The sequence below is a fragment of the Mesorhizobium sp. LNHC229A00 genome (genome assembly GCF_000502415.1).
Taxonomy (GTDB): Bacteria; Pseudomonadota; Alphaproteobacteria; order Rhizobiales; family Rhizobiaceae; genus Mesorhizobium.
Genome location: NZ_AYWQ01000033.1, coordinates 1 through 20,220, shown reverse-complemented (window position 1 = coordinate 20,220; position 20,220 = coordinate 1). Strand labels below are relative to the sequence as shown.

Here is a 20,220-nt window from a genome sequence, read left to right as displayed (position 1 = left end):
AGACGTGTGCTCTTCCGATCTGTCCGCGGCGGAGGCCGCGCAATTGCTGGGCGGCTCCATCGCGTCGATCAACAGTGCCCTGCAGCGGGCGCGCGCGACGCTCGGCGCGCGCTATCCGCAAGGCCGGCCCTTGCGGCGGTCGGAACCCAGCCAGCGAGAGAGCCTGTTGCTGGAACGTTATGTCAGCGCCTGGCAGGCGACCGATCTCGACGGCTTCGTCGAGCTGCTGCGCAAGGATGCCACCTACCATATGCCGCCATGGCACGACTGGTACCAGGGGCGCCAGGCGATCCACGGCTTCTTCAGGACCGTGTGGGGCAATTTCGCCAGCTATCGCGCTGTGGCGACACGAGCCAACGGCCAGCCCGCGGTCGCGATCTATGCGCGGCGCCATCAGGATGAATGGCGCGCGCAGTCGCTGCATATCATCGAGCCGGCCGGCGGCGCGATCGCCACTCTGACCGTCTATGTCGGCCGGCTCGGGCCCGATCTGTTCGCCGCCTTTGGCCTGCCGCCGGTCTGGTCCGAATCGAGCGCATCACCGTCGCAACCCGTCTCCTGACAGAAAGCTGGCAGGAGCCCTGGTCTATTGATCGGCTGGGAGCCCGCTTGCGGCTTCAGCGATCAAGGAGCCAATGCCATGAATTTCGTCTCAGTCCGCATCATCACATCAGATGTCCAGCGCCTAGTGCGCTTCTATGGTGAAATCACCGGCATGCCGGTGACGGTATACACGGAAGACTTCGCCGAACTGGAGACGCCGGCCTGCACGCTGGCGATCGGCAGCACGCGCACTTTGATGCTGTTCGGCGGCGACATCGCCCGCCCCGCCGACAACCACACGGCCATCCTCGAATTCCGCGTCGGCGATGTCGATGCCGAATTTGCCCGGCTATCGAACCTCATCAAGAGCACAACCGTGCAGCAGCCGACCACCATGCCCTGGGGAAACCGCTCGCTGCTGTTTCGCGACCCCGATGGCAATCTGGTGAATTTCTTCCAGCCCGTCACCGCCGAGGCGATCCGGAAGTTTGACAAATAATCAGCCCAGTATTCGGAATTAGCCCAGACCTCCCCCGGTTCGGCATAACAGGGCGAAGCAGCCGCGAAGCGGCGTCGCGGAGACCCGAGGATGACGAAGCGATTGACGTCGGCGCTAAGCCTGCCACCCCCCTATTTCAGGTTCCACCTGCGCACGACCGGCTCGCCGAAATCATGCTCGTAGCCGAGCACGCTGATGCTGGCCGTGTCGAGCACGAACAGGGCCCCGTCTTCCGGCGGTAGGCCGAGCCAGCGGGCGGCGAGCACGCGCAGGAAGTGCGCACTGGAAAAGATCAGTATGTCGGCATTGGCCTTGCGCAAGCGCTCGATGATCCTGTCGGCGCGGGTGCCGACATCGGCCGCCACCTCGCCTTGCGGAGAGCCGTCGCGAAAGACGTTCCAGCCCGGTCGCTCGGCCAGGATCTGTTTGGTCGTCAGCCCCTCATAGGCGCCGTAGTCCCACTCCTGCAGATCGTCCATCTTGACGCTTGTCGCGCCAAAGCCGGCAAGCACGCTGGTATCGTAGGCGCGCTGCGAGGGGCTCGACCAGACGGCTGAGAACGATAGGCCTTTCAACCGCTCCGCAACACCCCGCGCGGCCGCCTCGCCGGCCGGCGTTAGCGGCATGTCGGTGCGCCCGGTATGCTGCCCCGAAAGGCTCCATGCCGTCTCGCCATGCCGGACCAGATGGATCTGCGGAAACGCGTTGCTCATGGGATGCCTTTCGATGTCGGCGGCACCTTAGAGGACGATGCGGGAAAGGGGAATCCGGGGTAATGGCGAAACCTCGCCTGGCCCTGATTCCCCCCGCAATGGCACAATGATTGAGCGTGCGGCATAACTATCTCTCTGTTGGATANACCTCGCCTGGCCCTGATTCCCCCCGCAATGGCACAATGATTGAGCGTGCGGCATAACTATCTCTCTGTTGGATAGTCATCAGGCACGACAGGCAACACCATCATGTACAAACATCTGCTCATCGCCACCGACGGTTCTGACCTGGCCGACAAGGGTGTCGCCCAGGGCCTCACACTGGCCAAGGGCATCGGCGCCGCCGTCACCTTCGTTATCGTCTCGGAACAATTCCCGATCTTCGCGTGGGGCGGCGCCATGGCCGGCTACGCCGCCGGCGACGAGTTGGTCATCTATCAGGAGGAAGCGCCGCTATGGCAAGGAAGTGCTCGACAAATGCAAGGCATCCGCCGACGACGCCGGCGTGTCCGCCACGCTGGTTCATGTCGAGGACAAAAGGCCGGCCGAAGCGATCCTGGAACTGTCGCGGGCGCAAGGCCGCGACCTGATCGTCATGGCCTCGCACGGCCGCCGTCGCCTCGGCAGGCTGCTTCTGGGCAGCCAGACGGCGGAAGTGCTGTCCTACACCGAGATCCCGGTGCTGGTGGTGCGGTAGCGGCCGCAACCCGATATCTTCAAGCTGGCGCCATCGGTCAGCGCGGCTTCGCCGGTGCGGCTTCATTCGCCAGGGCATATTCAACCCGTGGCGGATGCCCGAAGAGCTGTTTGTAGGCGCGGCTGAAGGCGGCTTCGGACTCGTAGCCGATGCGCAAGCCGATCTCACCCACGCGTGCGTCTCGCCTAGCCAGCAGATCGCGGGCCAGGCCCAGCCGCCACTCATTCTGGTAGCGCAGCGGCGAGCGCCCGACGAGAGCGGCGAAGCGCTCGCAGAAGCTGGAACGGGACATGCCGGCCTTGTCGGCCAGTTCATTGATGCTCCACCGCTGCAACGGCCTTTCGTGAATGGCTTTCAGGGAACGGGCGATGCGTGCATCCGAAAGGCCGCCGAGCCAGCCCGTGGCGCGTCCTTCATGGACCCAACTACGCAAGGTGCGGATGACCATGAGGTCGATGATGCGGGAAATCATCAAAGCCGCGCCGGGCTGGGCGTCGCTGGTTTCGACCATCAGGAAAGGCAGCATTCCATCGACCCACCCTGCCCCCTGGGCACGCTCGATATGGATGCATCGCGGCAAGGCGAAGATCATTCCCCGCAGGCTGTCCGGATCGAACCAGAAGCGGCACGCGACGATCGCCACCCGAGGATGCGACGCCACCAGCCGCAACGCGCCGGGACCGCGAGGCAGGAGCACGAGGTCGCCGGCCTCTATGACGACAGGGGCCTGATCCCCACTCTCCATGCGCAGCGCGCCGACGGTCACCACGACGATATGGGCTTGGCCCTCGTCGAGATCGAGTTGCTCCGCCTGTGCCAGCGTGCGTGAAAAAACCTCGTCGCCGGTAAGCCTGATCTGCGCCAGCACATGCGAGAGAAGGTCCCCGGAGACACCGGCACGCGGCCCCCCATCCGGAAGAATGGTCAAATTTTCAGGCGATTCCATCATGGATGCGACCGGCCGGCTCCCCTACATTCCTTACGACGATAGCGCATTTCGTGCTGATTATGCGCCGTTTTTTCCTCGGATCAAAACCATTCCCGTAGCCAAGGCAGCGAGAACGGGCTGTTCCAATCATCCAACCCGGCGGACGTGATACCAAATCGATCAAGCGGGTAAAGCGCGGTCCAACCAACGAGACAGGGAATTCCAATGAGCACTCAAACCATCCAGGCGCCTGGCGCCGCATCGCAGTGGCTGAAGTCCTATTATTTCCTTCGGGCCGGCTTTTCAGTCGCCTGGGTAGCGGCCGCCTTCACCCTTGGCAAAAGCGCGCCGCCGGTCTCGGCGCTCCTCCTGGTCGCCTATCCCCTGTGGGACGCTATTGCCAATATTCTGGACGCGCGGCGCAGCGGCGGCTTGAAAGCCAATCCCAGCCAGGCGCTCAACGCGGCGGTCAGCACGATCACGGCCATTGCCGTCGTCATCGCACTTGAACAGGGCCCGCACGCGGTTCTGGGGGTGTTCGGCGCGTGGGCGGTTCTCTCCGGCCTGTTCCAGCTTGCGACCGGCGTGCGCCGTTGGCGGGCAGGCGCGCAATGGGCGATGGTGCTGAGCGGTGCGCAGTCAGCGCTTGCCGGTGGCTTCTTCATCAAACAGGCCATCGGCACCGCGACGCCTGGCATCACCGACATCGCGCCCTATGCCGCGTTCGGTGCCTTCTATTTCCTCGTTTCGGCCGTATGGCTGGCCGTCACGCAGACACGCAAGCCTACGACTTGATCCTGCTGTGCGGCGGGCCTGGCCTCGGTGTTTACAGCGCAGCGTCCAGCGCGAGATAGAGCCCGAGCGCCAGCAGCCCGGCGAAGAACACCGTGCGAAAGGTCTCGACGCTCATCCGCTGGCGCAGCGCCTGGCCGATGAACATGCCGGCCAGCGCCGGCGCCAGGGCAAGGATCGATCCCGTCAGATGCGCCGTCGGCGAGATAAGCGCCCCGGCCCTGAACAGCCCCAGGCCAAGAGCCAAGGTCGAAACAGTGAAGGACAGGCCGAGCGCCTGGACGAGATCCTCTTTGTGCAGCCGCAGCGATTGCAGGTAAGGCACCGCCGGAATGACGAACACGCCGGTGGCGCCCGTGACCAGTCCGGTCGCCACGCCTACCAGCGGCGATATCCAGGCCTCATGGCGCGCCGGCGTGGTGAAGCCGGCCTTGGCCATGCCGAGAAGGGCATAGAGCACCAGTGCAGCGCCAAGCGCTGCCGAGGCAATCATCGTGTGCGCGCCGGTCAGCAGGCCCGCGCCGGCGACGGTGCCGATGACAACGCCGGCCATCATCGTCCAAAGGCGCCTGAAGAGCCCGCCGAACGACGGACCGGTGAACAATTGCCAGAGATTGGTGACCAGCGACGGGATCAACAGCAGGGCGGCTGCCTGCGCCGGCGGCATGGTCACCGCCAGCAGGCCCATCGCCACGGTGGGCAGCCCCATGCCGACCACGCCCTTGACGAGACCGGCAGCGAGGAAGACGGCGCCGATCAAGGCGATGGCCCCGATGCTTAGCATGGATGGAAGCTCGGCATGGATGGACCTTGGGGCACGCCGGCTTTTCAGGAGCGGAAAATGCGCTTCGACCTCACCGACCTCCGGCTCTTCCTGCTGGTCGCCGAACGCGGCAGTATCACGCATGGGGCCGAACTCGCCGGCCTGGCGCTGGCCTCGGCCAGCGCGCGCATCAAGGGCATGGAGGAAAGCCTCGGCGCGCCCCTCCTGGAGCGGCGTCGGCGCGGCGTGGTGCCGACGGCGGCCGGGCAGGCGCTGCTTCACCATGCGCGCGCGGTGCAGAACCAGATCGAGGCCATGGCCGGCGACCTCGGCGCCTATGCCACGGGCCTGCGCGCCCGCGTGCGGCTGATGGCCAATACGGCGGCGACCAGCGAGCTGCTGCGCGGCACACTTCCGGCCTTCCTGGCCGCGCATCCCGGCATCGACATCGACCTCGACGAACGCCCCAGCCATGAGATCGCCGAGGCGGTGGCGAACGGTGCGGCCGATCTCGGCATCGCCGCCACATGGGCCGGCCTTTCGCATCTCGAGCAGAAGCCGTTCTTCGTCGACCGGCTCGTGGTGATCGCCGCGCGGACCCAGCCCGGCCTCGAAGGAAATACCGTCAGCCTCGCCGACATTCTGGGCGAAGCCTTTGTCGGCTTGAGCGCCGGCCACCCCCTGCAGGAGCATATATCCCGCCAGGCCGCCAGGCTCGGCGGCCACCTGCACTTCCGCATCCGCGTGCCCGGCCTCGACAATGTCTGCCGGCTGGTCTCGCAAGGGGCCGGCATCGCCATCATACCAGAAAGTGCCGCGCGCCGTTCCGCCCGCGCGCTGCGCGGCCTGCGGCTCGGCGACGACTGGGCCACGCGCCAGCTCAATTTGTGCGCCCGAAACTTCGAGGCGCTGACGCCGCAGGCGCAATTGCTGGCGGCGGCGCTGGTGTGAACCTGTCGATCAGGTAAAGGCTTGGGACTGGTCGCCGCAGCGGCCTTCGCTCACACGACTTCCAGCACCTTGCCCGTGTCGTGCAGGCGCACGAAATCGACGCGGCCGCCGTCCCAGTGGTAACTGTAGTGGCGGCCTTGAACAGGGACACCGATGACGTCGGGCCAGAAGATGCCGATGCACTCCCCATCGGGCATGCGCACGCTGTTCCACACCAGCCCGTCGCTGCCGGCGGCCCTGAGCGCCCGCCCTTCCGCCTGCGACGCCGTGTAGTCGTCGGGATCGCGCACGCCGGGCACGGCGTTGACGTCGTCGAGGTCGCGATCGACGCTGCCGATCAGCACGCGGAAATCGGCCGTCCAGCCGGGCGCCTCCTTGGTGGCGCGCATGAATTTCTGGTGATGGTGGATGGTTTCGGCCAGCGCCACGTCCTCGCTGTCGCCGGCATAGTAGATGCCGTAGCTGCCGTCCGAAAAACGGCCGGGCCGAAGTAGGGAACAATGCACGAAAGGCGCCATGACGAAACTGGCGCCGGGACCGGAAACCCGCCTTGCGGCCGGCACCTTGCCGAGATCGCCAAGCTCCAGCCGGATGCGGGGGTTGGTCTTCTCCTCGACGGCGGCGAGCGCGTCCCAGTCGCGCGGATCGGCGATGTCTTCGAAGAGATCGATCGGCGGATGGATGGAGCGGATGATGCGATAGGTCTGGGGCCAGTGGACGCGGCGCCGGACCGCGAGCCCACTCACCATGCACCACGCTCCGCGTCGAGCCATTCGCGCATCGCCGCCAGATCGGAAAGGTCGCCGCGCAGCATCAGGTCGAGCGCCGACTGCCCGCCGAAGGTGGCATTGGGCTTGCGGATCCAGGCATAGCCGCGCGCCGGCTCGGTGAAGAGGTAGCGAAGCCCCTTGTGGATGCCCATCAGATGCGCCATGCGGGTGCGCAGGTCGCGGTCGATCCGGCCGATGCCGCCCTCCTTCCACCGCGCCCAGGTGCGCGCCGAAATGCCGCCGAGCAGGACGCAGGCCTCGAAGTCGGTGAGATTCCAGGCCTTGAACAGATTGACCGTGGTACGCGCCAAGGCGCCTGCCTCTTCATCCGAAATGGCTGAGCCGACCGTGGCCGGTGTGGCGGTGATGGCTTGAAGCTGCATGTCTAGACTCGCTAATGGCAGATATATAGCACGTATATGCCAATTGGCAAGGCGAGGCGCCGTTGCTGGTGAAGACCGCACTGATGGCGGATTAGTGGTCCGAACAATATAAGTACAGTCGAATCTCCCCGGTGGTTGGATTTCCAACTAAGGTCGGGCGTGCCCCTAGACGGTCCTTGGCCCGGTTCCGCGACCCGTGACAAACCGCAAGATCGGTCGAGCGCGTCATGTCCGCGTACGCTTTAGCTGGTGCTGCCACGGAGGACGGAAGATGAAGGCGGCGCTTCAAAACTACCATGCCCGGATGCAGAGAGTGTTGGATCATATCGACCAGCATTTGAACGGCAATCTGGACCTGGACGCTTTGAGCGGCATCGCGGCATTCTCCAAATACCATTTCCACCGGCAGTTCACGGCAACCTTCGGGCTGTCCGTGCATCGTTATGTCCAGCTTGCCCGCATGAAGCGCGCTTCATACCGGCTGGCCTTCAGGGATGCCGAAAGCGTCACGGATATAGCAATGGATGCCGGTTACGATGCACCGGACGCCTTCGCCCGCGCCTTTCGGCAACGGTTCGGGCAGTCTCCTTCATCGTTCCGGAAGTCGCCCGACTGGGCACCGTGGCTTGCGGCCTTCGGGCCTATGGACAATGCGAGGAGCAAGCTCATGCACATTACCTATGACCACGACGACGTGACTATCCGCGATGTGCCCCCGACGCCGGTAGCGATCATGGAACATCGAGGCGACCGGGCCACACTCGGCGACACCATCCAGCGGTTCATCGCCTGGCGCAAGGCCGCCGGCCTGTCACCGGAGACGAGCCCGACCTTCAACGTTTTCCGTTCCGAGAGGATTCCCGCCAACCCAGCCGATTACAGCATGGACCTGTGTGTCGGGACTGGCCTGCCGATCGACGCCGATGACGAGCAGATGAAGGCTGGTGTGATCCCCGGCGGACGTTGCGCCGTTTTGCGCGTCGTCCACAATACCAACAATCTGGAGCCGGCCGCGCTCTACCTTTATCGCGACTGGCTTCCCGCCAGCGGCCAGGAAGCGCGTGACTTCCCGATCTATTGCCAACGGCACTTTTCGATGTTCCCGAGCGTGCCGGTGCCTGATGTGGTCTGCGAATTGTTTCTGCCGCTGAAATAGCGCTCTATGGCGGGGACTGTCCCTTCTGACCGGGCCGGCGTTGCGCCGGCCCGAAGTCCTGCACTACTCCGCCGCCTCATAGCCCGCGATGCCCTTGATCTCGAGGAAGTCCTCGAGCCCGTATTCGGCGTATTCGCGGCCGTTGCCCGACTGCTTGTAGCCGCCGAAGGGCAGGCCGGCGTCCCATTGGGGATAGTTGATGTAGACATTGCCCGAGCGCATGCGCGCCGCGACCTCGCGCGCTTTCTGCAGGTCCTTGGCCTGGATATAGGAGGCAAGGCCGTAGACGGTGTCGTTGGCCTGCTCGACAGCCTGCTCGACCGTGTCGTAGGGCAGGATCGCCAGCACGGGCCCGAAAACCTCCTCGCGCGCGATGCGCATGTCGTGGGTGACGTCGGCGAACACGGTCGGCCTGACATAGTAGCCGCGATTGAGTTCGGCCGGGCGGCCAGGGCCGCCGGCGACCAGCGTGGCACCCTCGTCGATGCCGCTCTGGATCAGGTCCTGGATCTTGTCGTACTGGACCTGGCTGACGACGGGGCCGAGCTTGGTGTTGGCGCTGTCGGCCGGACCGACCGTGAATTTTTCCGCCGCCGTCCTGGCATATCCCGCGGCCTCGTCGTGGCGGTCGCGCGGCACGAACATGCGCGTCGGCGCGTTGCAGGACTGGCCGCTGTTGCTGAAGCAGCCGGCGACGCCCTTGCTGACGGCGGTGGCGAGGTCGACATCCGGGAACAGAATGTTTGCCGACTTGCCGCCAAGCTCCTGATGCACGCGCTTGACGGTGTCGGCGGCCGCCTTGGCCACCAATATGCCTGCCCGGGTCGAACCGGTGAACGACATCATGTCGATGTCGGGATGGCTGGACAGCGCCTGGCCGACGCCAGGGCCGTCGCCGTTGACCAGGTTGAACACGCCCTTCGGCACGCCGGCCTCGTCGATGATCTCGGCGAAGATGATGGCGTCGAGCGGCGCGATCTCCGACGGCTTCAGGACCATGGTGCAGCCGGCGGCGAGTGCCGGACCGACCTTGCAGGTGATCTGGTTCAGCGGCCAGTTCCACGGCGTGATCAGGCCGACGACGCCGATCGGCTCCTTGACCACGAGATGGTTGCCCTTGACATGGCGAAACTGGAAATTCTTCAGCGTCTCGGCCATCTTGGCCAGATGCGCCAAGCCTATGCCGACCTGGCTGTCGAGCGCCATCTGGCGCGGCGCGCCCATCTCGCGCGACACGGCGATCGCCAGGTCCTTGCTGCGCTTCTTGTAGACCTCGATGACGCGGTTGAGAATGTCGAGGCGCTCCTCGACCGCGGTGAAGCCATATGTGTTGAAGGCGCGCTTGGCGGCGGCCACTGCCTTGTCGACATCGGCCCTGGAGCCGAGCGAAATCCGCGCGAAAGCGTCCTCGTTCGATGGATCGATGACGTCGAGCGTGCTGGGCACGACAGGATCGACCCACGCGCCATCGATGTAGAACTGCAGATCGTGTGACATGGTCTCTCCTTGGGGTGCCGCATGGCCGGTCAGGCCGTGATATCTGGCTAGAAATAACGATGCACAAACGGCGCTGTCAAACGCAACCCCCGAGGTGGTTGAGCCAGCGCGCCAGTGGTTGAGCCAGCGCGCCACTCGTTGAGCAAANGGTCTCTCCTTGGGGTGCCGCATGGCCGGTCAGGCCGTGATATCTGGCTAGAAATAACGATGCACAAACGGCGGTGTCAAACGCAACCCCCGAGGTGGTTGAGCCAGCGCGCCAGTGGTTGAGCCAGCGCGCCACTCGTTGAGCAAAAGGGCTGGACCAGCGATGAGCGGACTATAGCAGCGTATGCCCGGCTTCGCCCAGCAAGCCTCTTGCCGCGGGCTCGTCTGACGCTTTCACCAGCAGGTGGTCGCCATCGAAGGTCGATACCAGGAAGATGCCCAGCCCGTTTTCCGACAGCGGCCTGATGACGGACAGCACGATGCCGGTTTCGTCGAACGCAAACGGCCCCTGCAATTTGAAGGCGACCCAATCGCGGTCATGCTTGACGGCATCCGGCACGCGGTCTTGAAGGCAGGTGATCGAGAGTTCGTCGTCGGTCCTGGTGATGCTGACGAAACCTGGTCCGTCCGCCCAGCCGGGGATGCCGTCAGCGGCTTGGAGCCGCGAAATCGCATAGAGCCCGGACAGTTGCTTCAGCGTTATCCTGGCAGCCATCGTCGCGCTCCGATCGTCATGCCAACCTCTTGCTCATATAAACCGTCACGCCATTCATGAACGGCTCTTCCCGGTCGATTGTATAGCCGTGCCGCTTGTAGAGCGACACGTTGGCTTCGAAGGCGCCATTGGTCAACAGGCGAAGCTCCGGGCGGCCTGCCTCGCGCGCTTTGGTTTCCGCACGCTCCAGCAGCAGCCGGCCGATGCCCCTGCCCTGCGCCTCCGGCGCGACGCAGACATTCTCGATCCACAGGTGATCGTCGGCCAGCGTGGTCTCGATCATGCCGACAATGCGGCCGTCCTCGACAGCGAGTTCGAATGGATGCTCGGCGACGGCCTTGTCGTAATCGGCACGCATCGGCAGCGGCTCGCGCCCGATCACCGGCACCCATTTGGCATAGGCGGCACGCACGATGTTGCGGATGGTGGCGGCATCGGCGGTTTCGGCCGGCCGAAACCGGATGGTGGACTTGATGGCCATGACAGTGCTCCAGGCATGGAAAAACCCCGCCGGCTGTGGTCGCGGGCGGGGCTGAAAACGAACGAACCGGATTTATCTTGCCGGCCTTTGTCGTCGCGCAATCAGCGTGCCGCTTCGTGCTGGGCGGGAGCGGCGTCGCTTGGTGACGAGGGGCGCGGGAACGAACATGGCGGCAAGCTGGAGCAGCAACGGTCCCGCGTCAAGACACCGAAGGCATCGGTCGCCGGGCTGCCGGACCTGATTCAGCGACCCTCAGCGATCGATCCTCGCCGCCTGTTGCGGAGAGTATCGTTCTCCCTGAACGGCAATCGCCGAGACCGCGTTCTCGATATTGCGAAGATCCTCAGCGGTCAGTGCAACGGCAAGAGATCCGATGTTTTCCTCAAGGCGGTTTAGCTTGGTCGTGCCTGGGATCGGAACGATCCAGGGCTTCCGCGCCAGCAGCCAGGCAAGAGCGACCTGTGCCGATGTCGCGTTCTTGTCGGCCGCGATCGCGACGATGGCGTCGACCAGTGCCTGGTTTGCCTGGCGGGCTTCCTCCGTGAACCGCGGAACGCTGTTACGGAAATCGTTGGCGTCGAACGTCGTCCTGGCGTTGATCGCGCCGGTAAGGAAACCTTTGCCCAGCGGGCTGAAAGGCACGAAGCCGATTCCCAGTTCCTCGAGGACCGGCAGGATCGCCTCCTCCGGTTCACGCCACCAGAGCGAATATTCGCTTTGAAGCGCGGCGACCGGCTGCACCGCATGAGCGCGGCGGATGGTGCGCACGCCCGCTTCGGAGAGGCCGAAATGCTTCACCTTGCCTTGGCTGATCAAGTCCTTCACCACGCCAGCCACCTCTTCGATCGGCACGACCGGATCGACCCGATGCTGGTAGAGAAGATCGATGTAGTCCGTCCTCAGCCGTTTGAGAGAGGCCTCGATGACGTCGCGAATATGCTGCGGCCGGCTGTCCATGCCCTGGTGCCCGGCCGCACCGGCGATGTCGATGCCGAATTTGGTGGCGATCACCACCTGGTCGCGGATTGGCCGCAACGCCTCGCCGACGACCTCTTCGTTCCTGAACGGTCCGTAGACCTCCGCCGTGTCGAAGAAGGTGACACCGCGCTCGAATGCCGCCCGGATCAGACGGACTGCATCCGGTGTCGCCATCGGCTGCCCATATGACTGGCTCATGCCCATGCAGCCCAGCCCGATGGCCGAGACTTCGAGGCCGCTGTTTCCAAGTGTGCGCTTTTGCATCGTCAGTGTCCCTTCTTCTCGGCGTCGGCCTGTTCGAAGACCTTGCGGGCGATGCCGATCGCAGTGCTTGCCGGCGGCCATCCAGCATGGAACGCAAGATGCGTGATGGCCTCGATGAGCTCATCCGGGGTGACGCCATTCTCGAGCGCCCGCTTCATGTGGAACGGCATCTCGTTGATCCGGTATCCCGAGACCAGGCTGGCGACGGTGACGAGGCCGCGGTCGCGCGGCGAGAGGCCGAAGCGTTTCCAGACGTCGCCGAAAAGCACCTCGTCGGTATAGGTGCCGAGTGCTGGAGCGATGTCGGAGAAAGGGCTTTTGGGAAGCGCTGGGGCATGGGTCATCAGGGTCTCCTTCTTTGTCATCGGTGAGGACGGGGCCTGGTCGGTCAAATCCCGTATTGTTCGTCGGTGACATGCTCCATCCAGTCGACGACCTTGCCGTCGAGCGCTTCGGCAATGGCGATATGGCTCATCGCCGTTGTCGGCGACGCCCCATGCCAATGCTTTTCTCCGGGCGCGAACCAGATGATGTCGCCGGGACGGATCTGTTGGATCGGCCCGCCTTCGCATTGCACCAGACCGGCGCCAGACAGAACGATAAGCGTCTGGCCGAGCGGGTGCGTGTGCCAGGCCGTGCGCGAGCCGGGCTCGAAGGTCACGGTGGCCCCGCCGACGCGGGCCGGGTCGCTGCCCTTGAAGGGTGCATCGATGCGCACCGCGCCGGTGAAATATTCGGCGGGCCCCTTCGCCGAGTGCTGCGAGCCGCTTCGTGTGATCTCCACGTTTCCGTCCTTTCGTGATGCCGGGACATGGCCGCTAGGCCAGGAGCGCCGGCGTGTTCGGCCGATGGCGATCTATTTAGGGGCTGCGATAGTCAGGAGTAGCTGCTATATCCGGCATGTACTTATGAGATAAATTCATCAATGCCACGCGACAATCTGAATGAGTTGACCGCCTTCCTCGCCGTCGCGCGCGAGAAGAGCTTCACCAGGGCGGCGGCCAAGCTTGGCGTATCCCAATCGGCGCTCAGCCATGCCTTGCGGAGCTTGGAAGAGCGGCTGGGCGTGCGGCTATTGACCCGCACGACGCGCAGTGTCTCGCCGACCGAAGCCGGCGAACGCCTGGCCCGCACCGTCGGACCGAGGCTTGATGAGATCGAGAGTGAGCTCGCCGCCTTGAGCGCATTGCGAGAAAAGCCCGCCGGGACCATCCGCATCACCGCCGGCGAACATTCGGCCGACACGGTCCTGTGGCCGGCCATCGCCCGGCTGTTGCCGCAATATCCCGACATCCGGGTCGAGATCGTCGTCGACTACGGCCTGACCGACATCGTGGCCGGGCGTTACGACGCCGGCGTACGGCTGGGCGAACAGGTGGCGCGCGACATGATCGCGGTGCGGATCGGTCCCGACATGCGCATGGCGGTGGTCGGCTCGCCGGCCTACTTCGCCAGACGGCCGAAGCCGCGCACGCCGCAGGACCTGACCGATCACAATTGCATCAAACTGCGCCTGCCGACCCATGGCGGGCTCTACGCCTGGGAATTCGAGAAGGCCGGACGCGAACTGAAGGTGCGCGTCGACGGCCAGTTGATCTTCAACACGGCGGGGCTGCGCATGAATGCCGTGTTGGCCGGCGTCGGCCTCGCCTATCTTCCGGAGGACCAAGTGACGGCGCATCTCGCCGATGGCCGATTGTTGCGGCTAATGGCCGATTGGTGCCCTCCGTTTCCCGGCTACCACCTCTACTATCCCAGCCGCCGCCAGGCGACGCCCGCCTTTACGCTTCTGGTCGATGCGCTGCGCTATCGCGGCTAGCCCACAGGTCCAGCGGAACCGTTTCAACCCGACGACGTTCACGGTGGTTAAATGGAACCTTGCGCATGACGGACCTGTCGAACAGCTCGACGCTCGATCTATCCCATCAAATCCTCGATAATCTTCCCGTCGCCATCTACACGACCGATAGCGATGGCAGGATCACCTATTTCAACCGGGCCGCGGCTGATTTTGCCGGGCGCGAGCCCGAGCTCGGAAAAGACCAGTGGTGCGTGACGCACAAGCTGTTCACGACCGACGGGCAGGTGTTGCCGCACGACCAATGCCCGATGGCCGTTGCGTTGCGGGAGAACCGGCCGATCAGAAATCAGTCGGCCATCTCGCAGCGTCCCGACGGCACGCGCGTGCCCTTCCTTCCCTATCCCACCCCGCTCCATGACGATCAGGGCAGGCTGGTCGGCGCCGTCAACATGCTGTTCGACCTCACCGACCGGCATCTTGCCGACGAGGCCAGGCATCATCTGTCGGCCATCGTGGAATCCTCCTTCGATGCAATCGTCAGCAAGGATTTGAACGGCGTCATCAAGAGCTGGAACTCAGGCGCCCAACGCCTGTTCGGCTACACCACCGACGAAGCGGTCGGCAGATCCGTGACGATGCTGATACCCGATGACCATCTGGACGAGGAGCCGCGCATACTGGAGCGCATCCGCAAAGGCGAGCGGGTCGAGACCTACGAGACCATCCGCCGTCGCAAGGACGGCAGCCTGGTGCCCGTATCCCTGACGATCTCGCCCGTACGCAATGCTGTCGGCCAGATCATCGGCGCCTCCAAGATCGCCCGCGACATCTCGACAGCCAAGGAGAGCGAATATCGCATCCGCATGCTGATGCGCGAGGTCAACCATCGGGTCAAGAACCAGTATTCCGTCATCATCTCTATGATCCGCGAGACCAGCAAGAGGTCCTCGACACCGGCGGAGTTCGAACGCCAGGTGCGCGAGCGCATCATGGCACTGTCGCTCTCGCACGACCTGCTGGTGTCCGGCGACTGGCGAGGCGCGACGATTTTCGAGCTGCTCCTTGCACAAGCCAAACCGTTCGGCAACGAGGAACGGATTTCCATGGCTGGCCCTTCCCTGACGCTGAGCCCCAATGCCGTTCAGTATCTCGGCATCGCGTTTCATGAACTGGCGACCAATTCCGCCAAATATGGCGTACTTTCGGCCGCCGAGGGAACGATATCGGTGCAATGGAAGGTGAGCAAGGCAGGCGACCTGAAACGGTTCCAGCTGATCTGGAAAGAGCGCGATGGTCCTCAGGTGCAGAACATCGGCCATGGCGGTTTCGGCACCGTTGTGCTCCAGCGCGTCGCTCCAGCAGCGGTAAGCGGCACCGGCGTTCTCGAATATGACAGCCACGGCGTCACCTGGATCCTTGAAGCACCCTTGTCGCAGCTCGAAGCCTCGGTGGACAGCGAGCACGTCGACCCACGAGGGATCGACGAGGTGATCGGCGGACCGGAATTCGAAGTCCTTCCCTGATGCCGCCGCACTCGCATTCCGGCATCGCCGCTCTATGTCTTCCCCGAACAAACATTTCTCGCCGTCCGGAACAGTCGTGGAAGACATGCGGTTGGCCAAAGCACGGAGAGCCTGCGATGACCGATGAAGATCTTGCCAAGAACTATCGTGGCTACATCGCCTGCCTCAACGCCCAGGACTGGCGGAGCCTGGACCGCTTCGTACACCAGGAGGTGCACTACAATGGCGACCGGGTCGGCCTGCCGGGTTACCGAGACATGCTGGAGCGGGATTTTCGCGCAATTCCCGATCTCTATTTCGACATCCAGCTGCTGATCGCCGATGCGCCGTTCATAGCCAGCCGCCTTCAATTCAACTGCACGCCGAAGGAAACTTTCCTCGGCCTGCCCGTCAACGGCAGGAAAGTGTCCTTCAGTGAGAACGTCTTCTACGAGTTTCTCGACGACAGGATCAGGCACGTCTGGTCGGTGATCGACAAGGCGGCGATCGAAGCGCAGCTGTAGGCCGGCCCCTTTTGTCAGCTTTTCGAAGCGTGCCTAAGACCGTTCGTAAAAATCGATCGTTCTAACGAAAATAATTCGTTGGAAAGATTAGTCTTGGAATGACATTTCTCCGTGGTACTCGCACGGAGAATTGCATTGTCTTCCCAGACCTACATCGCGAACGGTATTCCGAAAGGCCCGATTTCCGCGAATCTGGCCCAGCGCCGCAAGCGCCTCGATTCCCTGGGGAACGGCGTCATTCCCGGCATCGTGCTGGTGGCGATGATCACGGCCGTTGCCTTCTCGGCCCGCAATGTGTCCGGTTTCGCCTTGTTCAGCCCGATGATCCTGGCCGTCGTCGCCGGCATGATCTATTCCAACGTGCTCGGCACACCGGTGCACGCCAAGGCCGGCATAGGCTTTTCGCAAAAGCGCCTGCTGCGCTTCGCCATCGTGCTGCTCGGTTTCCAGCTGACGCTTGGCCAGGTGGTCTCGATCGGCGCCGGCGGCGTCGGCATCGTCGCGCTGACCCTTGGCGCCACCTTCGTCTTCACCATCACGCTCGGCAGGCTGATCGGCGTCGACGCCAAGCTGACGCAGTTGATCGCCGCCGGCACCTCGATCTGCGGTGCCTCGGCGATCGTCGCCACCAACATCGTCACCAATGCGCGCGACGAGGACGTCACCTATGCCGTCGCCTCGATCACCTTGTTCGGCACCGTCGCCATGCTCGGCTTCCCGGTGCTGGCGCCACTGCTCGGCCTCGACCAGCACGCCTTCGGACTGTGGGCCGGCGCCTCCATCCATGAGGTGGCGCAGGTCATCGGCGCCGGTTTCCAGAACGGCCCCCAGTCAGGCGAGATCGCCACCGTCGCCAAGCTGACCCGTGTCGCCATGCTGGCGCCGATGGTCGTCGCGCTCGGCCTGATGGCACGCCGCGGGAGCAGCGACCAGGCAGCTGCACGCCCGCCCATGCCATGGTTCGTCGCCGCCTTTGTCGCCGTCGTGGCGTTGAACAGCCTGGTCATGATACCAGCCGAAGTGAAGCAGGCGGTGGTGCTGGCCACCACCATCATGCTCACCATGGGGCTGGCCGCCATGGGACTGCAGGCAGACATTTCGCAACTGCGCTCGCGCGGCCTGCGCCCGCTGGCGCTCGCCTTCTGCGCCTTCCTGTTCATCGGCGGCTTCAGCCTGATGCTGGTGAAGGTCTCGGGCTAACTAGTCCTGGAACGAGCTCGCCGCGACATAGATCGCCGCCAGCGCCTCGATGCCGGCCTGGTCGGCACTGTCGAAGCGGCCGGGCAGCGGGCTGTCGAGATCGAGCACGCCGAAAACGCCCTCCTCGTCCTCGAGCAGCACGACCAGCTCGGAGCGCGAGGCGGCGTCGCAGGCGATGTGGCCGGGGAAATCATGCACGTCCTTGATCAGCATCGAGGTGCCGAGCTCGACCGCCGTGCCGCATACGCCCTGGCCGACGGCGATGCGCACGCAGGCCGGCTTGCCCTGGAAGGGGCCCAGCACCAACTCCTCGTCCGATGCCAGGAAATAGAAGCCGGCCCAGTTGAGGTCGGGCACCATCTGGAAGATAAGCGCCGCGGTGTTGGCGGCGTTGGCGATCGAATCGTGCTCGCCCTCGAGCAGAGCCTTCAATTGCTTGACAAGGCCGCGGTAGAACGCGGCCTTGTCTGAGATATCAATGGCCTGGGCCGCGAACATGACTTGTCTCCAAACTGGGAATCGCGGTTCCGTCGATGAGTTAGCTCCGCACCAACGGCCCACCGAAACAGTCTACCGTGAATCCCAACCACAGCGAAAGCCGCAAGATCAGGACAGCCGCCGGATGCTCACGCAAGGCAGCGCTCCATTGCGCCAACCTCGCGAGACCTGGCTGCCCTTCCAGCTGCCGCCCTAGTAACCGCCCATGCCGCCACCACCACCCGCCGGCGCCGCATCCTTCGGCGGGATGTCGGTGATCATCGCTTCGGCGGTGATCAGCAAGGCCGCGATCGAGCCGGCATCCTGCAATGCGGTGCGCACCACCTTCGCCGGGTCGACGATGCCGGCCTTGATCATGTCGACATAGGTCTCGTTCTGAGCGTCGAAGCCCTGATTGTGGTCCTTGCTGTCGGCGAGCTTGCCGACGACCACTGAGCCCTCCACGCCGGAATTCTCGGCGATCTGGCGGATCGGCGCCTCAAGCGCGCGAAGCACGATGGAGATGCCGGCGGTGACATCCGCATTGGCGCCGTTCAGGCCCGATAGCGCCGACCGGGCACGAAGCAGGGCCACTCCGCCGCCTGGCACGATGCCTTCCTCGACCGCAGCGCGCGTCGCGTTCAGCGCGTCGTCGATGCGGTCCTTCTTTTCCTTCACTTCCGACTCGGTGACGCCGCCGACGCGGATGACGGCAACGCCGCCCGACAGCTTGGCCAGCCGCTCCTGCAGCTTTTCCTTGTCGTAGTCCGAGGTGGTCTCCTCGATCTGGCCCTTGATCTGGGCGACGCGCGCCTGGATCGTCGCCTTGGTGCCGGCGCCGTCGATGATCGTGGTGGTGTCCTTCTCGATCAGCACGCGCTTGGCGCGGCCGAGCATCTCGATGGTGACGTTTTCGAGCTTGATGCCGAGATCCTCGGAAATCATCTGGCCCGATGTGAGCACCGCGATGTCTTCCAGCATCGCCTTGCGGCGATCGCCGAAGCCCGGCGCCTTGACGGCCGCGACCTTGAGGCCGCCGCGCAGCTTGTTCACGACCAGCGTGGCCAGCGCCTCGCCTTCGACGTCCTCTGAAATGATCAGCAGCGGCCTGCCGCCCTGCACCACCGCTTCGAGGATCGGCAGCATCGCCTGGAGATTGCCGAGTTTTTTCTCGTGGATGAGGATATAGGGATCCTCGAGCTCGGCGCGCATCTTGTCTGCATTGGTGACGAAGTAGGGCGAGAGATAGCCGCGGTCGAACTGCATGCCTTCGACGACGTCGAGTTCGGTCTCGGCGGTCTTGGCTTCCTCAACCGTGATGACGCCGTCATTGCCGACCTTGTTCATTGCCTTGGCGATCATTTCGCCGACGCTGGCGTCGCCATTCGCGGCGATGGTGCCGACCTGCGCGATCTCGGCCGACGACTTGACCTTCTTGGCCTTCGCCTTGATTTCCCCGACGACGGCGGCAACGGCCTGGTCGATGCCGCGCTTCAGGTCCATCGGGTTCATGCCGGCGGCGACCAGCTTGGCGCCTTCGCGCAGGATCGAAGCGGCCAGCACCGTGGCTGTCGTGGTGCCGTCACCGGCAAGGTCGTTGGTCTTCGAGGCCACTTCGCGCACCATCTGCGCGCCCATGTTTTCGAACTTGTCGGCAAGCTCGATTTCCTTGGCGACGGTGACGCCATCCTTGGTGATGCGCGGAGCGCCGTAAGCCTTGTCGATGATGACGTTGCGGCCCTTGGGACCCAGCGTCACCTTCACCGCATTGGTGAGGATTTCGACGCCGCGCAGCATGCGGTCACGCGCATCGGTGGAGAATTTGATTTCCTTGGCAGACATGATTTTTTATCCAATCGAGTTTGAGGGGGGCCAGCCGCCGCGCCGAACGCGCGGCGCTCCAGTCAGGCGGCCTTCTTGGCTTCGACAGCCCTTTCGATGACGCCCATAATGTCGGCTTCCTTCATGATCAGCAGGTCTTCGCCGTCGATCTTGACCTCGGTGCCCGACCATTTGCCGAATAAGATCAAATCGCCGGCCTTGACGTCGAGCGGAACGAGCGCGCCGTTTTCGTCGCGTGCCCCTGGGCCGACGGCAATGACTTCGCCTTCCGCAGGCTTTTCCTTGGCATTGTCGGGAATGATGATGCCGCCCTTGGATTTGGTGTCGCCTTCGGCGCGCCGGACGACGACGCGGTCGTGGAGTGGACGGAACTTCATGGGAACTTCTTTCTGCGGCCGGCATAGGCGGCCGCGCCCTCTCTATAGGCGGTTTGGCACTCGATAGATAGGAGTGCCAAAATTTATCGGGGGACGGAATTAAATGTTGGAAGTATTAGTTTCGCACCCGGTTTCCTGATATCCGAAGTCAGCCAAATATTTTCGAAAATTGAATTTTTCCGGTCGAGCGCCTATTTATCGGACAAGTTCGCTTTCACGATTTCATGCGCAAGGAGATTTCTTCAATGGCCGACGGCAATCAGACGATCATGCAAAAAGCTGAAGCCCGCTTTGTCGACAAGCAGAAGAAAACCGCGGAACGCAACAAGGCAACCGCCGAATACATGTCCGAGGCGAGGGCCAGGGAGATCAAGACGGC

23 protein-coding genes and 1 pseudogene are annotated in these 20,220 nt (G+C 63.9%); 10 read left to right on the top strand and 14 right to left on the bottom strand.

The features are described 5' to 3' along the window. Window positions 1-640 precede the first annotated feature (640 nt). Complete coding sequence (locus X742_RS141245) at window positions 641-1,042, top strand: VOC family protein (protein WP_023794497.1); 402 nt, start codon at window positions 641-643, stop codon at window positions 1,040-1,042. Window positions 1,043-1,173: 131 nt separating this feature from the next. Here the strand turns inward: X742_RS141245 and X742_RS141250 are convergent, their stop codons facing one another. Beyond that, on the bottom strand, window positions 1,174-1,755 hold the full coding sequence (locus X742_RS141250; RefSeq protein ID WP_023775382.1) for a histidine phosphatase family protein: 582 nt from the start codon (window positions 1,753-1,755) through the stop codon (window positions 1,174-1,176). 249 nt (window positions 1,756-2,004) lie between these two features. On the opposite strand from X742_RS141250, the pseudogene X742_RS1000000176260 reads away from it, so the two are divergent. Next, a pseudogene (locus X742_RS1000000176260) lies at window positions 2,005-2,154 on the top strand (universal stress protein); the annotation flags it as partial. A 67-nt stretch (window positions 2,155-2,221) separates the two neighbouring features. After that, window positions 2,222-2,452, top strand: a complete 231-nt coding sequence (locus X742_RS1000000176255; RefSeq protein ID WP_023775381.1) for a universal stress protein — start codon at window positions 2,222-2,224, stop codon at window positions 2,450-2,452. A 37-nt stretch (window positions 2,453-2,489) separates the two neighbouring features. On the opposite strand, the gene X742_RS141255 is transcribed toward X742_RS1000000176255, so the two are convergent. After that, window positions 2,490-3,401: an AraC family transcriptional regulator gene (locus X742_RS141255; protein ID WP_023775380.1), complete on the bottom strand. Its 912-nt coding sequence runs from the start codon at window positions 3,399-3,401 to the stop codon at window positions 2,490-2,492. A gap of 204 nt (window positions 3,402-3,605) precedes the next feature. On the opposite strand from X742_RS141255, the gene X742_RS141260 reads away from it, so the two are divergent. After that, a complete protein-coding gene (locus X742_RS141260) occupies window positions 3,606-4,175 on the top strand; it encodes a DUF308 domain-containing protein (protein WP_023775379.1) in 570 nt (189 codons plus the stop codon). Window positions 4,176-4,206: 31 nt separating this feature from the next. Here the strand turns inward: X742_RS141260 and X742_RS141265 are convergent, their stop codons facing one another. After that, window positions 4,207-4,956, bottom strand: coding sequence for a sulfite exporter TauE/SafE family protein (locus X742_RS141265; protein WP_023775378.1), 750 nt, complete (start codon window positions 4,954-4,956; stop codon window positions 4,207-4,209). Window positions 4,957-5,013: 57 nt separating this feature from the next. Here X742_RS141265 and X742_RS141270 point away from each other — a divergent pair, with 57 nt between their 5' ends. Continuing rightward, complete coding sequence (locus tag X742_RS141270) at window positions 5,014-5,886, top strand: LysR substrate-binding domain-containing protein (protein ID WP_023775377.1); 873 nt, start codon at window positions 5,014-5,016, stop codon at window positions 5,884-5,886. A 50-nt stretch (window positions 5,887-5,936) separates the two neighbouring features. Here X742_RS141270 and X742_RS141275 read toward each other — a convergent pair whose 3' ends face one another. Further along, on the bottom strand, window positions 5,937-6,635 hold the full coding sequence (locus X742_RS141275; protein WP_023775376.1) for an RES family NAD+ phosphorylase: 699 nt from the start codon (window positions 6,633-6,635) through the stop codon (window positions 5,937-5,939). Continuing rightward, entirely contained in the window at window positions 6,629-7,039 is a 411-nt protein-coding gene (locus X742_RS141280) for an MbcA/ParS/Xre antitoxin family protein (protein WP_023775375.1), read from the bottom strand. Before X742_RS141280 ends, X742_RS141275 begins: the two co-directional genes overlap by 7 nt. Window positions 7,040-7,310: 271 nt before the next feature. Here X742_RS141280 and X742_RS141285 point away from each other — a divergent pair, with 271 nt between their 5' ends. Continuing rightward, window positions 7,311-8,195, top strand: coding sequence for an AraC family transcriptional regulator (locus tag X742_RS141285; protein WP_023775374.1), 885 nt, complete (start codon window positions 7,311-7,313; stop codon window positions 8,193-8,195). 63 nt (window positions 8,196-8,258) lie between these two features. On the opposite strand, the gene X742_RS141290 is transcribed toward X742_RS141285, so the two are convergent. The 6 genes from X742_RS141290 to X742_RS141315 all read right to left on the bottom strand — a co-directional run bounded on the left by X742_RS141290 (window position 8,259) and on the right by X742_RS141315 (window position 12,902). Further along, entirely contained in the window at window positions 8,259-9,692 is a 1,434-nt protein-coding gene (locus X742_RS141290; RefSeq protein WP_023775373.1) for an aldehyde dehydrogenase family protein, read from the bottom strand. A 319-nt stretch (window positions 9,693-10,011) separates the two neighbouring features. After that, a complete protein-coding gene (locus tag X742_RS141295; RefSeq protein ID WP_023775372.1) occupies window positions 10,012-10,395 on the bottom strand; it encodes an ACT domain-containing protein in 384 nt (127 codons plus the stop codon). Window positions 10,396-10,411: 16 nt separating this feature from the next. Continuing rightward, entirely contained in the window at window positions 10,412-10,876 is a 465-nt protein-coding gene (locus tag X742_RS141300) for a GNAT family N-acetyltransferase (RefSeq protein WP_023775371.1), read from the bottom strand. A gap of 252 nt (window positions 10,877-11,128) precedes the next feature. Next, the gene (locus X742_RS141305) at window positions 11,129-12,118 is read right to left on the bottom strand and encodes an aldo/keto reductase (protein WP_023775370.1); all 990 of its coding nucleotides are present in this window, start codon (window positions 12,116-12,118) and stop codon (window positions 11,129-11,131) included. A gap of 2 nt (window positions 12,119-12,120) precedes the next feature. Then, window positions 12,121-12,462 (bottom strand): carboxymuconolactone decarboxylase family protein, encoded by a 342-nt coding sequence (locus X742_RS141310; protein WP_023794477.1) that lies wholly within the window; start codon window positions 12,460-12,462, stop codon window positions 12,121-12,123. 44 nt (window positions 12,463-12,506) lie between these two features. Beyond that, the gene (locus X742_RS141315; RefSeq protein WP_023775368.1) at window positions 12,507-12,902 is read right to left on the bottom strand and encodes a cupin domain-containing protein; all 396 of its coding nucleotides are present in this window, start codon (window positions 12,900-12,902) and stop codon (window positions 12,507-12,509) included. 141 nt (window positions 12,903-13,043) lie between these two features. Here X742_RS141315 and X742_RS141320 point away from each other — a divergent pair, with 141 nt between their 5' ends. The 4 genes from X742_RS141320 to X742_RS141335 all read left to right on the top strand — a co-directional run bounded on the left by X742_RS141320 (window position 13,044) and on the right by X742_RS141335 (window position 17,145). Further along, the gene (locus X742_RS141320; protein ID WP_023775367.1) at window positions 13,044-13,937 is read left to right on the top strand and encodes a LysR family transcriptional regulator; all 894 of its coding nucleotides are present in this window, start codon (window positions 13,044-13,046) and stop codon (window positions 13,935-13,937) included. A 65-nt stretch (window positions 13,938-14,002) separates the two neighbouring features. Then, entirely contained in the window at window positions 14,003-15,442 is a 1,440-nt protein-coding gene (locus tag X742_RS141325; RefSeq protein WP_023775366.1) for a PAS domain S-box protein, read from the top strand. 116 nt (window positions 15,443-15,558) lie between these two features. Then, window positions 15,559-15,945 carry an ester cyclase gene (locus X742_RS141330; protein WP_023775365.1) on the top strand — a complete coding sequence of 129 codons (387 nt, stop codon included), beginning with the start codon at window positions 15,559-15,561 and terminating at the stop codon, window positions 15,943-15,945. Window positions 15,946-16,080: 135 nt separating this feature from the next. Further along, window positions 16,081-17,145, top strand: a complete 1,065-nt coding sequence (locus X742_RS141335) for a YeiH family protein (protein WP_023775364.1) — start codon at window positions 16,081-16,083, stop codon at window positions 17,143-17,145. Here X742_RS141335 and X742_RS141340 read toward each other — a convergent pair whose 3' ends face one another. The 3 genes from X742_RS141340 to X742_RS141350 form a co-directional block, all read right to left on the bottom strand. Next, entirely contained in the window at window positions 17,146-17,643 is a 498-nt protein-coding gene (locus X742_RS141340) for a GAF domain-containing protein (protein WP_023775363.1), read from the bottom strand. A 192-nt stretch (window positions 17,644-17,835) separates the two neighbouring features. Then, the gene (gene groL / locus X742_RS141345) at window positions 17,836-19,464 is read right to left on the bottom strand and encodes a chaperonin GroEL (RefSeq protein ID WP_023775362.1); all 1,629 of its coding nucleotides are present in this window, start codon (window positions 19,462-19,464) and stop codon (window positions 17,836-17,838) included. A gap of 62 nt (window positions 19,465-19,526) precedes the next feature. After that, window positions 19,527-19,841: a co-chaperone GroES gene (locus X742_RS141350; RefSeq protein WP_023775361.1), complete on the bottom strand. Its 315-nt coding sequence runs from the start codon at window positions 19,839-19,841 to the stop codon at window positions 19,527-19,529. Window positions 19,842-20,220: the final 379 nt, after the last annotated feature.

What these genes read in the sequence shown, in the direction of transcription:
- X742_RS141260 (WP_023775379.1), top strand. Translation starts at nt 3,606, where the DNA reads ATGAGCACTCAAACCATCCAGGCGCCTGGCGCCGCATCGCAGTGGCTG.
- X742_RS141320 (WP_023775367.1), top strand. Translation starts at nt 13,044, where the DNA reads ATGCCACGCGACAATCTGAATGAGTTGACCGCCTTCCTCGCCGTCGCG.
- X742_RS141270 (WP_023775377.1), top strand. Translation starts at nt 5,014, where the DNA reads ATGCGCTTCGACCTCACCGACCTCCGGCTCTTCCTGCTGGTCGCCGAA.
- X742_RS141275 (WP_023775376.1), bottom strand. Translation starts at nt 6,635, where the DNA reads ATGGTGAGTGGGCTCGCGGTCCGGCGCCGCGTCCACTGGCCCCAGACC.
- X742_RS141340 (WP_023775363.1), bottom strand. Translation starts at nt 17,643, where the DNA reads ATGTTCGCGGCCCAGGCCATTGATATCTCAGACAAGGCCGCGTTCTAC.
- X742_RS141290 (WP_023775373.1), bottom strand. Translation starts at nt 9,692, where the DNA reads ATGTCACACGATCTGCAGTTCTACATCGATGGCGCGTGGGTCGATCCT.
- X742_RS141250 (WP_023775382.1), bottom strand. Translation starts at nt 1,755, where the DNA reads ATGAGCAACGCGTTTCCGCAGATCCATCTGGTCCGGCATGGCGAGACG.
- X742_RS141330 (WP_023775365.1), top strand. Translation starts at nt 15,559, where the DNA reads ATGACCGATGAAGATCTTGCCAAGAACTATCGTGGCTACATCGCCTGC.
- X742_RS141300 (WP_023775371.1), bottom strand. Translation starts at nt 10,876, where the DNA reads ATGGCCATCAAGTCCACCATCCGGTTTCGGCCGGCCGAAACCGCCGAT.
- X742_RS141325 (WP_023775366.1), top strand. Translation starts at nt 14,003, where the DNA reads ATGACGGACCTGTCGAACAGCTCGACGCTCGATCTATCCCATCAAATC.
- X742_RS141285 (WP_023775374.1), top strand. Translation starts at nt 7,311, where the DNA reads ATGAAGGCGGCGCTTCAAAACTACCATGCCCGGATGCAGAGAGTGTTG.
- X742_RS141280 (WP_023775375.1), bottom strand. Translation starts at nt 7,039, where the DNA reads ATGCAGCTTCAAGCCATCACCGCCACACCGGCCACGGTCGGCTCAGCC.
- X742_RS141310 (WP_023794477.1), bottom strand. Translation starts at nt 12,462, where the DNA reads ATGACCCATGCCCCAGCGCTTCCCAAAAGCCCTTTCTCCGACATCGCT.
- X742_RS141350 (WP_023775361.1), bottom strand. Translation starts at nt 19,841, where the DNA reads ATGAAGTTCCGTCCACTCCACGACCGCGTCGTCGTCCGGCGCGCCGAA.
- X742_RS141305 (WP_023775370.1), bottom strand. Translation starts at nt 12,118, where the DNA reads ATGCAAAAGCGCACACTTGGAAACAGCGGCCTCGAAGTCTCGGCCATC.
- X742_RS141255 (WP_023775380.1), bottom strand. Translation starts at nt 3,401, where the DNA reads ATGATGGAATCGCCTGAAAATTTGACCATTCTTCCGGATGGGGGGCCG.
- X742_RS141265 (WP_023775378.1), bottom strand. Translation starts at nt 4,956, where the DNA reads ATGCTAAGCATCGGGGCCATCGCCTTGATCGGCGCCGTCTTCCTCGCT.
- X742_RS141295 (WP_023775372.1), bottom strand. Translation starts at nt 10,395, where the DNA reads ATGGCTGCCAGGATAACGCTGAAGCAACTGTCCGGGCTCTATGCGATT.
- groL (WP_023775362.1), bottom strand. Translation starts at nt 19,464, where the DNA reads ATGTCTGCCAAGGAAATCAAATTCTCCACCGATGCGCGTGACCGCATG.
- X742_RS141245 (WP_023794497.1), top strand. Translation starts at nt 641, where the DNA reads ATGAATTTCGTCTCAGTCCGCATCATCACATCAGATGTCCAGCGCCTA.